Origin of the sequence: Lachnoclostridium sp. An14 (assembly GCF_002160755.1) — a bacterium.
Lineage (GTDB): Bacteria > Bacillota > Clostridia > Lachnospirales > Lachnospiraceae > Lachnoclostridium_A.
The window spans coordinates 1-13127 of record NZ_NFLE01000034.1 but is presented as its reverse complement, the minus strand read 5'-3'; the positions used below and the strand labels follow the sequence as shown (position 1 = coordinate 13127).

Below are 13127 nucleotides of genomic sequence, written 5' to 3'. Positions count from 1 at the left end.
ATGCTGTTTCAGTTAATAAAAAAGGAGGTTCTGCTGGCCAAAAGCTACGTTCTTCTCATGCTCGCGGTGTGCGTCGCCTTTCCCCCGTTTCTGCTGTGGCGGTCGCCGGAACAGGCCGGCATTCTGGGGTTTGTGCTGTCCGCGGTCATTTCCGTTCTCATGTGCCTGCAGTACGTATCCTTAAAAGAAACCCAGTATCCGAAGGCCGCTGCCCTGCTGTGCGCCCTGCCGTTTTCCCGCAGGGATCTGGTGCTGTCAAAATACCTGTTTTCCATCCTGATCTATCTGGCCAGCTGCCTGATTTTCGGCGTGGAAACCCTTTTGTTTCCCCAGCTTGCCACCGTGGGGCTTGAAACACCGGTTCTTTTGTTCTTCGTCATCTCCCTGCTTTTGGGCGTCTATCTGCCGGTGCAGTACAAGCTGGGATATGAAAAGACGAGACTGTTTTTCGCTGTGTTTATCATGGCCTCACCCTTTATATTTTCCTGGTCGCTGGCGTGGAAGGGCCCGTTTCTCCCGGAGCCTCTGCGGCACATCCATCCCCTGCTTTTGACGGCCGGGAGCGTGGCTGCCAGCGCCTTTGTGCTGGCCCTCTCCTCCGCCCTTTCCGTCCGGATTTACCAGCAGGCCGACCTTTCATAATGTTATCAAACTGTCAGGAGGTATCTCTTATGGATAAGGACATTCTCTTTTTAGGCGTCATCGCCCTGGCGGCAGCCCTGTTTGGCGCCGGAAACGCGGTTCTCTGCTTTGTCAGCCGGCACCGCACGGAAAAAACCCAGGGAACCATTCTCTCCGTCAAAACCGTGTCCCCCGCTACGGCGCGGATGCGGAATTCCAAGTGGGCCATCGTCACCTACCAGGCCGGCGGAAAGACCTACACCTCAAAAGACCGCGTTCAGGTTCCCCTGTGGGCGGAGGTGGGAAACCGCGTTCCCATCCGCTACAACCGCAGCCGGCCGGAACAGATATACCGGTTTTCCCCAAAGCGGATCGCAGCCTCCGCCCTGGTCGCGGCAGTCTGCCTTCTGTGGATCGCAGGAAAGCTGGCAGCCTGATGGAAGGAAGGCCCATTTCTCCCCTATTCTGCCGGCGGCACCAAACTGCAGAGAATTCCGTAATAGGCAGAGGCCCGGGAAACGCAATTTTGCGCCTCCCAGGCCTCTGCCTGATCTCTCTATTCCCTATTCCAACAGCTCCGCAACCCTCTTATTCAGCGAAGCAATCACCTCCACCAGCACATCCTCCCCAAAACGCCGGCACTTCTGAAACGCGTAAAATCCCCCGTAAACGCCGTAGGTCACCGCGATATTGGCGGCGGCCTGGTCCTTGTACTCCGGGCGGAGGGCGAAAATCGTTTCCTTTAAGCTGGTTTCAATGGAGACTAAAAAGGCGTCTGCCCGGCTGCCGGAAAAGAGGGTTTGGATCAGTCTCTCATGGGACAGATAGGCGTAAATGAGCTGGCGGTTAAACTCCTCCGGGTTCAGCAGCAGGAATTCCGGATGCTCGATCTCCTTTAAGATGTCATGGGCCACCTGCATTTCCAGGTACTCCGACAGGGCGTACACGTCGGAAAAGTGAGAATAAAACGTGGATTTATGGATCATCGCCTTCTCACACAGTTCCTTCACCGTTATTTTCTCGATGGCCTTCTGGGAGCGCAGCTCCAAAAAGGCGTTGATAATGCTGTTTTTTGTCTTGACAACCCGGATGTCCATCCCCGTTCCCCCTTCGTTTTCCGACAATTTCCGTTTTCCGTCGCTTTTCCGACTCCCCGCCGGTTTTGCCGGTTTCGTTTTCCATTTCCTTTTATTATAATGAGAAAAACGACTTATGTCTATTATCTATTTCAGGAGGGAACGATGGATTACTATGGATTTTACACCGGACAGGAATTTACCGCCTATGCCTATCTTGGCGCCCATTTGGACGGCAATGGGGCGGTGTTTCGCACCTTTGCCCCAAACGCCCTTCGCATCTCCGTCATCGGCGATTTCAACTGCTGGCAGGAAACGCCCATGGAGAAGGTCTACGACGGAAATTTCTGGGAGTGCCGTGTGGAAAACGCTGCCCGGGGAATGAAGTACAAATACAGGATTTACCGAAAAGACGGGACTTATCTCGACCACTGCGACCCTTATGGTTTTTTCGCAGAGCTGCGCCCGGCAACGGCCTCCATTATCTGGGATCTCTCCAGCTATGAATTTCACGATGCCCCATATTTAAAAGCAGCGCAGGGGCCATCCTGTGAGCGGAGCGAGCCTCCCGCCGGAGGCGTTGGCAGCAGAGAACCCGCAGGGTTTTATGGCATAAAACGGGGCGGCTGCCGCCGTTCTCCCATGAACATCTACGAGTTTCACGCAGGCTCTTGGAAAAAGCCGGAGGACCGGCCGGACAGCTGGTATTCCTACCGGGAACTGGCCGGCCTTCTCATCCCCTTTCTCCAGGAAAACCATTACAATTTTGTGGAGATTATGCCGTTAAATGAATATCCCTGCGATCAGTCCTGGGGCTATCAGGCCACCGGCTTTTTCAGCCCCACGTCCCGATACGGCACCCCCGACGATCTGAAATATCTCATCGACCAGTGCCACCAGCAGGGCATCGGCGTGATCCTGGACTTTGTCCCCGTGCATTTTGCCGTCAACGACTACGCCCTCTTAACCTATGACGGCACCTCCCTTTACGAGTATCCCCACAGGGATGTGGGCAGAAATGAATGGGGGAGCTGCAATTTTATGCACTCCCGCGGGGAGGTCCGCAGTTTCCTCCAGTCCGCCGCCTATTACTGGCTGAAGGAGTTCCATTTTGACGGCCTTCGGGTGGACGCCGTCAGCAATCTGATCTACTGGCAGGGAAACCGGGAGCGGGGAGAAAACCGGCCCGGCATCCAGTTTCTGCAAACCATGAATCGCGGGCTGAAAGAACGGATCCCCTCCGCCCTCTTAATCGCGGAGGACTCCTCCGCCTATCAGGGCGTCACAGCCCCTGTGGACGCCGGCGGGCTGGGCTTTGATTACAAATGGGATCTGGGCTGGATGAACGACACCCTCTCCTACTTACAGGCCCCGCCCTCAAAACGCCTGGCCCAGTCCTCCAAAATCACCTTTTCCATGGACTATTTTTACAAGGAAACCTACCTTCTGCCCCTGTCCCACGACGAGGTTGTCCACGGAAAAGCTACCATCGTTCAGAAAATGAACGGGGCAGACTACCAGGCCAAATTTGCCCAGGCCCGCCTGCTCTATATGTATCTGTTCGCCCACCCGGGAAAGAAACTGAATTTCATGGGAAATGAGCTGGGACACCTGCGGGAATGGGACGAGACACGGGAAATGGACTGGAATCTGCTGCAATTTCCCCAGCACGACGGCTTTTTCCGGTTTATGAGGGAGCTGAACGGGCTGTACCTTGGCCATCCCGCCTTTTATGAAAGGGACTACGACCGGGACGGGTTCCAGTGGATCGACTGCAGCTGTCAGACGGCCCCTGTATATGCCTTTATCCGGAAATCGGCCAGCCAGGCCATCCTGGTTTTGCTGCACTTTGGAGACAAAACGATTCCGGAATACGAATGCAGCCTGCCGGACTGGAAACAGGCCCGGCTGCTGTTCCGCAGCGACTGGGAATGCTTTGGAGGAACGACGCCTAAAACCTCTGAAACTTATTTGATAGAACATTCGGTGCTGACCCTGGAGGTGAAAGGCTTTTCCGCCATGTACTTCACCCTCCGGTAAGCGGGGCAGACGCAGCGCCGTCTGGCAGCGGCCATTTCTGTCAAACAGCTGTCAGGAGGAACCTTTCGCCCGCGAAGACAGACAAAAAACAGGGGCCTGGAACACGCGTTTTACGTCTTCCAGGCCCCTGCCTGAACGGGAAGGTTACAGCCTTTCCTCTCCGTTTTCCTTTCCTGTTTCTTCTGTCAAACCGCTCTCCACATCCGCCACAGTGATCAGCGCGTCCCGCTGCAAATACTCCATGGCCTTCAGGGCGTAGCGGTGGGCCTCCGGGCTGGAGCCCGCCACGGCGTCAGTGACCACCCGGAACCGGTAGTCGTGCTGATGGGCGTCCACCGCCGTGTAGTGGATGCACACGTCCGTCAGCCCGCCGATGAGATACAGCGTCTCAGCGTGCAGGCCTTTCAGCAGAATTTCCAGATCGGTGCCGAAAAAGGCGCTGTACCTGCGCTTTGTAATGCGGTACTCATTTTCCAGAGGGTAGGTGAGCCTGGCGTAGTCCGTGTAAGGGGAGTTTTCCATGCAGTGAATCCCCTCGGAGCCGTCCAGCTCCCGGCCAAAATCCACCATATCCTTCCGGTGAACCTCCTTTACCTGAATCACCGGCAGCCCCTTGGCCCGGAATACGTCCAGCACCCGTCTCGCGTTTCGGATGCAGGTCCAGGCCGGATCGTCTAAGTTTGTCTCGTCCATGCCCACAAAATCTTCCTGCTGAATGTCAATGACCAGCAGCACGCTGTTCTCTCTGATTTCCATTGAAAAAACCTCCTAATCATCTGTTTTTATGATTTGCGATTGTCCCAATGGAAATTCAGTCCCGGTCGAAATTCACTCCTAAATTCTCTTTCACTCCGCTTTTTTCTCCTCCGGGATTCCCGCCGGCGCCTGGGCCGGAGCCTTGGGAGCCTGTTTCGGGCGGTTGATGGGCAGGGGCAGGTTGATGCCGGTGATGTTTAAGATCACGCCCTTGGCCTCGGCTGCCAGCACCTGAGGAATCTTCGGCGCGTCTACCACCACAGCCTTCAGCTGATCTTCCCGGTTAAACTTCTGGAACTCCAGAATATCCGTAAAAATAGGCTGGTAAACGTCCCCGTTGGGCAGCTTTGCCAGAGGCACGCCCTTGCCGTCCTTGCGGATGGGGAAAATGTAGCGTCCCTTGGAGAAATGGGCCAGCAGCTCCTCCTGCATCCCCTTCGTCTCCTCTGTCATCTCCTGGATGGGCCGTCTTCTGGCCTCCTGGATAAAATACAGGGCCGTCAGATGCAGGGCCGGGTTCTCCACCCACACCTTTCCCTCCGGAATGTCCTCGTTCTTTCTGCGGCGCACAAAATCCGTGAGCTGCACCAGGGTGCGTTTCCCCCCTTCCATCACTGACAGGGCATTGATTCCCATGGTGTAAAGGCCGGTGTAAAAAGAAAGCATCTGGTTGTTCTCCAGCTTTAACACGTTTACCGGGATCTTTTCCGCCAGCAGGCGCTCTCCCTCTTTTTTCGCTTCCTCTACGTCAAAAAACAGGAATACCTCATCGTCGTAGGTCTCCTCGTCGCAGACCACATAAGGCTCCTTCGTGCAGACAGACATGAGGGAAAACAGCTCCGGGGCGGTTCTCAGCCGCTCCAGCAGCGCTCCCAGGCCTGTATCTTTCGTATTTTTCATTTCTTCACTCATAATTCCCTTTGTTCTCCTTTCGGCCCTGCCGCCCGGCGGGCTCACCCTTTTATGACGGCGGCCTGGTTCCATTCTACTACTCGGTCTTCCCATTGTATCACATTCCGGTGGGCTGCGCAATTCATAATCATTTCCTTTTCCCCTCACTTGCCACTTTTGTCTTCCCCTGCTATACTGGAGAAAGACCTGCGGCGGGACCGCGGGAAAGGGGCGCGGGCGAAAACGGCTGTCCGCGCCGGATCATGAGGAGGCAAATTACCATGGAAACACAGGACTATTTCGCGTATCTGGTGGACCACATCCACTCCACCGTGGCCGCCACCACGGACGACAGCGGGATGCCGGTCACCTGCGTCATTGACATGATGGACTGGGACGAAAACGGCGTCTATTTTCTCACCGCCAAGGGCAAGGGCTTTTACAGCCGCCTGACCAAGCGGAAATTTCTCTCCGTCACGGGAATGGAGGGAGAAAGCACCATGACCAGCCGCTCCCTATCTCTGCGGGGAAGTGTCAAAGAAGTGGGGCCGTCCTTCCTGCCCCGTCTGTTTGAGAAAAATCCCTATATGGCGGAAATCTACCCGGACGAGGCCTCCAGAAGGGCTCTCACGGTGTTCTGCCTTTACAAGGGAACGGGAGAATGGTTTGACCTGTCAACGAAACCCATCCAGCGGGCCAGCTTTTCCTTCGGCGGGGCGGAATCGGAGGGGGAAGGCTTTTTCATCACCGACCGCTGCGTGCTCTGCCGCCTCTGCTACTCCAAATGCCCGCAGAAGTGCATCGACATCAGCCGCCGGCCCGCCGTGATCCAGCAGGAAAACTGCCTGCGCTGCGGCAACTGCTATGACGTCTGCCTGGCCAGGGCCATTGTGAAACGGAAAGATTTGTAAATTTCGCTTGCATTTTTTCAACTTAGTGCTATACTAGAAAAGGTAAGCGAAAGGGGACATAGCTCAGCTGGGAGAGCGTTGCGTTCGCAACGCAAAGGTCGCGGGTTCGAATCCCGTTGTCTCCATTTTGGTACTTGATCTTTTATCTTTCAGGTGCTATAATATAACACGTTTGGAAGCATAGCTCAGCTGGGATGAGCGTTCGCCTCACACGCGAGAGGTCATGGGTTCGAGCCCCATTGCTTCCACTGGTAAAACCTTGTATTTAGGCTGGAAAGCTTGGATATGAGGTTTTTTGTTGTGTTTGAAAGGGGAAATAAGGAAACTCCATAATCACGGCAAACGCAGGAAAGTGTTCTCCATTTAAACCTTGTTTTTCATTCACAAATGAAAACCCCCGGAGTCGCTACCTCCGGGGCCTTTTTATTCCTATTTAAAACAAGCGGAAGGATCCGTCCTTTTCCCGGACCATTTCCTCCTCTGCGGGGCATTTTCATGGAAAATTTCTCTCATCTCCCACAGCAACAGCCCCCACAGAAAACCGCAGATTTCCTGTCTGTGTCTACTCCAGCTCCTCCGGCCGGACCCATTTCTCCTTTGCCCGCTCCGCCAGCCGCCGGTTCATTTCCCCCAGGCTGCCAAATTCCTTCAGGGCGCAGACGACCTGGGGACAGGAATCCATCAGGGCCTCCGCCTTTCGGTACGTTTCCTCTCCCATGGGCTCAAAGGCGGCAGCGGTAATCACCTGGGAGGCCAGAGCCCTGGCCACAGGCAGCTCCACATCGTTTTCAAACAGGATACCGGCAGCGAAGGGAATGCCCTTTCGCTGAAGCCTGCGGTACACAGGGATCCCTGTGCCGTTTCCCCCTATGACAAATACCTGCGGCGCTCCCCCGGGAGCCGTCAGCTCCAGGCAGCCAAACTCCGGCTGGTAGCTCCCAGCAGTGATGCCGTAAAGCTCTGCCATATAGTCCGAAGTAAAAATTTCCTCCGGCAGGCCGCAGCGCTCAATGGCCCTGTTTCCCACACAGACCACATAATCTGACAGCTTTTGGGCCAGCTCCAGCTCGTGGAGGGATAAGAGCACCGCCGTTTTTCTCTCTCTGGCCAGCCTTTTCAGCATGTCCAGCAGCTCCAGCTTGTAGCGCACATCCAGAAAGGAGGTGGGCTCGTCCAGCACGATCACCTCCGGCTCCTGGCAGATGGCCCGCGCCAGCAGCACCCGCTGCCTCTGGCCGTCGCTCACCGTTCTGAAATCCTTTCCCGCCAGCTCCTCCCCGCGCACCAGGGCCAGGGCCTCGTCCACCCGTTTCCGGTCCTCCGGGGTGAGAATGCCGAAACGGCCCGTATAGGGGTACCGGCCGGCAGCCGCCACCTCCCAGCAGGTCATAAGCTCCGGCTTGACCCGGTCCGTCATCAGCACCGCCATTTTCCTGGCGATTTCCCCCTCCTTCATCCCCGCCATGGTCTCGCCGTCCAGATACACCGTCCCGGCCATGGGGGAAAGCTGGTGGATGATGCTCTTTAGGATCGTGGATTTTCCCGCGCCGTTGGGGCCGATGAGGGTGACGATCTCCCCCCGTTTCACGTGAAGGCAGATGTCCGTCAGAACGGGATCGCCGCCGTATCCCACGTCCAGATGCTCTGTGCGCAGATAATCCTTCATGGTCTCCACCTCCCTTTACTGTTCTCTCCGCCTGCTTTTTACCAGCATATACACCACCACCGGCGCGCCGAAGGCCGCCGTCACGGAGCTGATGGCAAGCTCCGTGGGGGCAAACACCGTCCTGGCAATGAGGTCGCAGAGCAGGCAGATCCCCGCGCCCCCCAGGAAACAGCCGGGAATAATGATCAACGGTTTCGCCGTCCCAAACATCCGCTTGACCAGCTGCGGGGCGGCAAGTCCCACGAAGGAAACGGGGCCGGCAAAGGCCACCACACAGGCGGAAAGCACGCTGGAAAGCAGGATCAGCTCCGTCCGGAACCGTTTCACATTCACGCCCATGCTCCTGGCGTAGACCTCTCCCAGCTGGTAAGCGCCCATGGGTTTCGACAGAAACAGCGTCCCGAGAAAGGCCAGAAACACCACCGCCGCCATAACCCTCACATTTTCCCAGGACATCCCGGAAAAGCTGCCCATGGACCAGCTGCGCAGGTTCACAATGTCGGCGTCATTGGCGAAGGTGATAAAAAAGTCGGTTACCGCCGAGCAGAGATAGCCGATCATCACGCCGCAGATCACCAGGGCAGACATATCCCGCACCCGGCTGGAAATGAGGAGCACGAACCCCATGGCGGTCATAGCCCCGGCAAAGGCGGCAAAAATGAGGGCCAGAGAGCTGATGGAAATCCCCCGTCCCAGAAACAGGATCATCAAAAGAGACACTGCCAGTTCAGCACCGGAGGAAATCCCCAGCACAAAGGGACTGGCGATGGGATTGGCGAAAAAGGTTTGCAGCAAAAACCCTGACACCGCCAGGGCTCCGCCTAAAATGGCCGCGGACAGGATGCGGGGCAGACGGATGTCCCACAGAATGCGGCTGGCCGTCTCATTTCCGGCGGCGCCGGAGCATATCCCCAGGATCTCCCCCGCGGACAGGGGCACGCTGCCGGAGCAGAGATTCCACCCCGCCAAAAAGATACAGGCGGCCGCCAGGACGGCAAATGACAAAACGTAAGTCATAATACGGTTCTTTCTCATGGTCTCTCCTTCCCGGCCTATGCCGTTTTACTCCAAATGCCGCAGGTAGGTCATCTGCGACGGATCGGGGCGCTCCTGCGAAAACAGCCGGTGCAGATCCTGCATCATCGCTCCCAGTCCCATGGTCTCCTGAAACAGGTTTTTTCCGGTGCACCACACATTCCCGTTTTTCACCGCCCGAAAATCCTTTAGAAGGCTGCTTTTTTCCAGCAGCTGATCCAGGGAAGCCAGCTCCCCCTCGATGGCGCTGTTGTAGATAAGGAAATCCGCGTCTTTCGCGGCGGCGTAAAAGGCCTCCATCTGCATATTCATGGTGGAAAGGGCGTTTTCCTCTCCCTGGGAACCGGAAGGGACGTAAGTTCCGCCTGCCATTCCGATCATTTTCGCCACGTAATCGCCGGGCTTGCGGACGTTTACGGCGCCATTGGTGTTGATGTAGAAAAACGCCGCCGTCTTTCCTGTACTCTCCTGATTCAGGATTCCGTCCAGGGCCGCCGTCTCCTCCGCAAACCGTTTCTCCGCCAGCTCCTCTTTTCCCAGGAGAACACCGTAGAGCCGGATCCACTCCATCCGGCCCAGGGGATGGCTCTCGTAGCTGGAGCGCTCCACCAGCACGGGGATGTCCAGCCGCTCCAGCTGCTCCTTCACCTCCGGGGAGTGGAAAATCATGGTGGACTCCACCGCCAGATCACAGCCGTCCGCCAGAATGCGCTCGTAGTCGGGAGCGTTGTATTTCCCGGCGTAGGCCATCCGGCCGTCCTCCATGGCTGCCCGCGCCTCCTCAATGTACCAGCCGCCAGCATCCGTCCCGGAAAGCGTCACCTGATCCACCCCATCCAGGGCGCAGATGAGATCCATGGCGGACGTGGCCGCCAGGTAAATGTGTTCCAGGGGCTGACGGATGACAGTCACATCCTCCGGCAATCCCTCCGGCACCTCCTGACCTTCCGGCACCGTCAGATAGCGGCCGCTCTCCTGGATTTCAATGAGGGCACAGCCGTTTTCGTAGTAATCCACGGAAAACTGTTCCGCATAGCGAAGTTCTAAAGAGTGGGTGGGCTCCATGGAAGGCCAGGACAGAGAAACGGCCTCGTCTGGGGAAAGAGACGGCCCGTTTTCCGGTTCTGCCGGAGTGTTGCCCGCGGCAGAATCCATCTGGCCTGAGCTCGCAGAAACGGCCCGCTCGTTTTCCGCAGCGGCAGGGGATGCGCAGGCGGAAAGCAGAAGGCCCAGGATCGCCGCGGCGGCCGCGGAGCTGATCTTTCTTTTCAGAACTCTGACCCGTTTTTCTCGGATTTTCCCCGTTCTCTCCCCTCTCATTCTCCCTCCGCCGGCTGCAGCGTCCCGGAGTGGAAGGTGAGGGTGTACTCGATCTCATGGGGCACGCTCATGGCGATGGTGTCCGCCGCCACAGACAGCCGCCGGTCAAAAGCGCTCACCGGGATCTCAAAGGCGGAATTGCCCTCCTCGTTGATCTGCAGATACTTCTCTCCGTCCACCTTCATATAGTCGTAGTTGGGACTGCTCCAGACAATAGTGGCAAAGGCGTTTCCGTCTTCCACCCGCAGGCTGGCCGGGGACTCCACCGTAGTGCGGCCGGAACCGCCGTCCAGGGAAACCTCCACCTGATACGTCCCGTTTTCCAGCCCTAAGCTGGCTGCCGTGGTCAGGCCGCCGGCTCCAAAGGCCTCCGCCGGAAGGGAATCGGAGCGGAATACCAGGGTGCGGTCATACCACTGCTCCTTCTTTTTGCTGAAGGCGCTGCAGGGAATCTCCATGTCCAGGGCCGCCACCGGCACCTCAAAGGTGTGAGCTCCGTCCTGGTTTTCCACGTAGGGAATCCAGTCTGTCTCCGGAGCCGTTTCCGCCTCCTCCTTCGTTCCCAGGTACACCTTTCCGTACCCTTTTCCGCTCATGGTCATCACCGCTTTCATGGCGCCGTCCGCCACGGTAAGCTGGCAGTCCGTGATCCGGAACATACTGGAGCTGGAATCCACCTGGATGTCATATTCCCCATCGGCCAGAGCCTCCGGGTAAACCGGCTCCATGCCCTCTGTTCCCACTGCCAGAGTCGGGGCGGTCTCCCCTTCCGTGGCCGGTTCTGACCCGTTTTTCGATAACGGCTCTGTTTTATCTCCCTCCAGAGCCGGTTCCTCCTGCTCTGTTTCCGCCTGCCCGTCTTCCATCTGTGCCGCTGCGGTCTGGCCCCTTTCCCCGCTGCCATTTCCCGTCTGAGCCCTGCCGCACCCGGCCGTCCCCCAGACAAGGGCCGCCGCGGCCGCGGCCAGACACCATTTCCTCATTCTCATCGTCCTCAACCTCCATCTCCGCCAAAAGGCGGCCAGCTGTCCCCGGCCGCCTTTTGGCGCATTCCTATTCTGTTTGCAGCCGTTTTACTTTGCCAGGCTGTCCACAGCGGCCTGGGCGTGCTGTACAAAGAGCTGCTGGATGGCCTCCAGTTCTCCCAGTCCCTTTACCACACAGGTCACCTCGTAGCCTGCCTCCTCAAAGGTTGTTTTCCAGGAATCTTCCTCGTCTCCTGCCATATCGTTGTTGGCGTGGTCTCCGGCTACCACCATCAGGGGCTGGAGCACCACTTTTTTGTACTCTCCTGCCTCCACAGCGGCCAGTACATCCTCTAAGGTGGGAGCAGCCTCCACCGTTCCCACGAAATAGTTCTCATAGCCGGCGGCGGTGAGCATCTCCTGCATCTTTCCGTACACCTGGTTGGACTCTGCCTCCGTGCCGTGGCCCATGAAACAGATGGCGGTCTCTCCGTCGTCGTACTGGGCCGTGTCCTCGGTGATGGCCTGAATCACCGCCTGAAAATCCTCGTCGGAGGTGAGCAGCGGCTCGCCGATCACCACCTGCTCAAAGGCGTCGGAATACTCCGCGGCCTCGTTTACCAGGTCGGTGTACTCCAGGCCGTTCATAAGGTGGGTGGGCTGGATCACCAGGGTCTTAACCCCATTGTCTGCCGCCCGGTCCAGGGCCTCCGTCACGTTGTCGATGGAAACGCCGTCCCGGTCCTTTACATGGTCAATGATGATCTGGCTGGTGAATCCTCTGCGCACGGAATAGTCCGGAAACGCCTTCTCCATGGCCGCCTCGATGGCGCCGATGGTCAGCCGCCGGTTGTCGTTGTAGCTGGTGCCGAAACTGACAACCAGCAGCTCACTCTCCCCGATGCCATCGCCGTTTCTGGTGTCGTCCAGGGACGCGTCCCCGGTGTTGTAATTTTCTTCTTCCACTTCTTCCTCCCCGGCTGCGCTGTCCGCGGCTGCCTCCGCAGCCTTTGTCTCCGCTGCCTCTGTCTCTGCGGCCGTCTCCGCAGCTGCCGTCGGATCCGTCTGTCCGCCTGAACAGCCTGCCATCATTCCGGCGCCCAAAGCCGCCGCGGAAAATAAAATGGCCAGTTTTCTCATTTTCACCTTGTTTCCTCCTCTTTTCTGCGCAATGAACGAAAGTAACACTACCGACCAGAAACGGTATAGGAATCCGCGCTCCGCGTCCGATGAAACTGCTCAAACTGGCTCTCTGATATGACCGGCGCAATCGCCCTGTCATTTCCTGTCCGCGCCGAAAGAACCTGGCCGCAGCCTGCGTTTCAGGCTGGTGGACAGGCATTTTGGTTCGCCGCCGTTTGAGTCAGAGATCCGCAGCCATTTTGCTGCCGACCGGTACGACCAATTACTCGTGATCCTGGAACTGTTTCCTGTACCAGCAGCCGGCAGGTTTCCTGACTTGTCCATCCACACCCACGGCGGCCTTCCCAATTCCATCGGAATCAGTGACTGTCCGCGACATTTGCCATGGGCTCCCTACTCACAGTGACGAGATCGCACAGGATTTGCACCTGTTTCCCTTTTACCCCCTGCGCCAGGCAGGGGCACCGGCTGTTCTTAACTCGATATTTTGTTATCGTATCATAGAATGGCGGGGATTGCAACTGGTGTGTTGCGAGGGTACACGACAAACGCATGAATGTGTTCTTCAACTAAACCCCGTTTTCATCCCCAATTTTACAGATTTATGATTTGCTCCAAATGTTTTTCAGGGTTTGTTCCGATTGCATACCGTTTCTTTTTCATGCTTAATGGTTTATTCCCTACCTCTATCATTTTTAAGATA

General features: G+C 57.1%; 12 protein-coding genes, 2 tRNA genes and 1 riboswitch. Of the genes, 6 read left to right on the top strand and 8 right to left on the bottom strand.

The annotated features are described in order from the left end of the window. Together B5E84_RS15835 and B5E84_RS15830 are read left to right on the top strand one after the other, a co-directional pair. Positions 1-642 (top strand): ABC-2 transporter permease, encoded by a 642-nt coding sequence (locus tag B5E84_RS15835; RefSeq protein ID WP_087224499.1) that lies wholly within the window; start codon positions 1-3, stop codon positions 640-642. Between the two features lie 29 nt (positions 643-671). Continuing rightward, positions 672-1058, top strand: a complete 387-nt coding sequence (locus tag B5E84_RS15830) for a DUF3592 domain-containing protein (protein WP_087224497.1) — start codon at positions 672-674, stop codon at positions 1056-1058. Between the two features lie 126 nt (positions 1059-1184). Here the strand turns inward: B5E84_RS15830 and B5E84_RS15825 are convergent, their stop codons facing one another. Continuing rightward, positions 1185-1718: a TetR/AcrR family transcriptional regulator gene (locus B5E84_RS15825; protein ID WP_087224495.1), complete on the bottom strand. Its 534-nt coding sequence runs from the start codon at positions 1716-1718 to the stop codon at positions 1185-1187. Between the two features lie 144 nt (positions 1719-1862). Between B5E84_RS15825 and glgB the strand changes: the two genes are divergently transcribed. Beyond that, positions 1863-3737: a 1,4-alpha-glucan branching enzyme gene (gene glgB, locus B5E84_RS15820; protein ID WP_087224493.1), complete on the top strand. Its 1875-nt coding sequence runs from the start codon at positions 1863-1865 to the stop codon at positions 3735-3737. Between the two features lie 144 nt (positions 3738-3881). On the opposite strand, the gene B5E84_RS15815 is transcribed toward glgB, so the two are convergent. Continuing rightward, positions 3882-4493, bottom strand: coding sequence for a cysteine hydrolase family protein (locus tag B5E84_RS15815; protein WP_087224491.1), 612 nt, complete (start codon positions 4491-4493; stop codon positions 3882-3884). Between the two features lie 90 nt (positions 4494-4583). Further along, on the bottom strand, positions 4584-5405 hold the full coding sequence (locus B5E84_RS15810; protein ID WP_330374280.1) for an SseB family protein: 822 nt from the start codon (positions 5403-5405) through the stop codon (positions 4584-4586). A 260-nt stretch (positions 5406-5665) separates the two neighbouring features. Here B5E84_RS15810 and B5E84_RS15805 point away from each other — a divergent pair, with 260 nt between their 5' ends. The 3 genes from B5E84_RS15805 (at position 5666) to B5E84_RS15795 (ending at position 6543) form a co-directional block, all read left to right on the top strand. Then, complete coding sequence (locus B5E84_RS15805) at positions 5666-6295, top strand: 4Fe-4S binding protein (RefSeq protein WP_087224489.1); 630 nt, start codon at positions 5666-5668, stop codon at positions 6293-6295. Between the two features lie 52 nt (positions 6296-6347). After that, a tRNA-Ala gene (locus B5E84_RS15800) sits at positions 6348-6420 on the top strand. 49 nt (positions 6421-6469) lie between these two features. Then, positions 6470-6543, top strand: a tRNA-Val gene (locus B5E84_RS15795). Positions 6544-6857: 314 nt separating this feature from the next. Here the strand turns inward: B5E84_RS15795 and B5E84_RS15790 are convergent. The 5 genes from B5E84_RS15790 to B5E84_RS15770 all read right to left on the bottom strand — a co-directional run bounded on the left by B5E84_RS15790 (position 6858) and on the right by B5E84_RS15770 (position 12427). Then, positions 6858-7961 carry an ABC transporter ATP-binding protein gene (locus B5E84_RS15790; protein WP_087224487.1) on the bottom strand — a complete coding sequence of 368 codons (1104 nt, stop codon included), beginning with the start codon at positions 7959-7961 and terminating at the stop codon, positions 6858-6860. Positions 7962-7976: 15 nt separating this feature from the next. Beyond that, positions 7977-8996 (bottom strand): FecCD family ABC transporter permease, encoded by a 1020-nt coding sequence (locus B5E84_RS15785; protein WP_087224485.1) that lies wholly within the window; start codon positions 8994-8996, stop codon positions 7977-7979. A 27-nt stretch (positions 8997-9023) separates the two neighbouring features. Then, on the bottom strand, positions 9024-10316 hold the full coding sequence (locus B5E84_RS15780) for an ABC transporter substrate-binding protein (protein WP_087224483.1): 1293 nt from the start codon (positions 10314-10316) through the stop codon (positions 9024-9026). After that, positions 10313-11305 carry a hypothetical protein gene (locus B5E84_RS15775; RefSeq protein ID WP_087224480.1) on the bottom strand — a complete coding sequence of 331 codons (993 nt, stop codon included), beginning with the start codon at positions 11303-11305 and terminating at the stop codon, positions 10313-10315. The genes B5E84_RS15780 and B5E84_RS15775 overlap by 4 nt, the downstream gene beginning before the upstream one ends. A gap of 84 nt (positions 11306-11389) precedes the next feature. Continuing rightward, positions 11390-12427, bottom strand: coding sequence for a sirohydrochlorin cobaltochelatase (locus B5E84_RS15770; RefSeq protein WP_087224478.1), 1038 nt, complete (start codon positions 12425-12427; stop codon positions 11390-11392). A gap of 281 nt (positions 12428-12708) precedes the next feature. Further along, positions 12709-12908: riboswitch (cobalamin riboswitch) on the bottom strand. Positions 12909-13127: the final 219 nt, after the last annotated feature.

What these genes read in the sequence shown, in the direction of transcription:
- glgB (WP_087224493.1), top strand. Translation starts at nt 1,863, where the DNA reads ATGGATTACTATGGATTTTACACCGGACAGGAATTTACCGCCTATGCC.
- B5E84_RS15785 (WP_087224485.1), bottom strand. Translation starts at nt 8,996, where the DNA reads ATGAGAAAGAACCGTATTATGACTTACGTTTTGTCATTTGCCGTCCTG.
- B5E84_RS15830 (WP_087224497.1), top strand. Translation starts at nt 672, where the DNA reads ATGGATAAGGACATTCTCTTTTTAGGCGTCATCGCCCTGGCGGCAGCC.
- B5E84_RS15780 (WP_087224483.1), bottom strand. Translation starts at nt 10,316, where the DNA reads ATGAGAGGGGAGAGAACGGGGAAAATCCGAGAAAAACGGGTCAGAGTT.
- B5E84_RS15810 (WP_330374280.1), bottom strand. Translation starts at nt 5,405, where the DNA reads ATGAGTGAAGAAATGAAAAATACGAAAGATACAGGCCTGGGAGCGCTG.
- B5E84_RS15805 (WP_087224489.1), top strand. Translation starts at nt 5,666, where the DNA reads ATGGAAACACAGGACTATTTCGCGTATCTGGTGGACCACATCCACTCC.
- B5E84_RS15835 (WP_087224499.1), top strand. Translation starts at nt 1, where the DNA reads ATGCTGTTTCAGTTAATAAAAAAGGAGGTTCTGCTGGCCAAAAGCTAC.
- B5E84_RS15775 (WP_087224480.1), bottom strand. Translation starts at nt 11,305, where the DNA reads ATGAGAATGAGGAAATGGTGTCTGGCCGCGGCCGCGGCGGCCCTTGTC.
- B5E84_RS15815 (WP_087224491.1), bottom strand. Translation starts at nt 4,493, where the DNA reads ATGGAAATCAGAGAGAACAGCGTGCTGCTGGTCATTGACATTCAGCAG.
- B5E84_RS15790 (WP_087224487.1), bottom strand. Translation starts at nt 7,961, where the DNA reads ATGAAGGATTATCTGCGCACAGAGCATCTGGACGTGGGATACGGCGGC.
- B5E84_RS15825 (WP_087224495.1), bottom strand. Translation starts at nt 1,718, where the DNA reads ATGGACATCCGGGTTGTCAAGACAAAAAACAGCATTATCAACGCCTTT.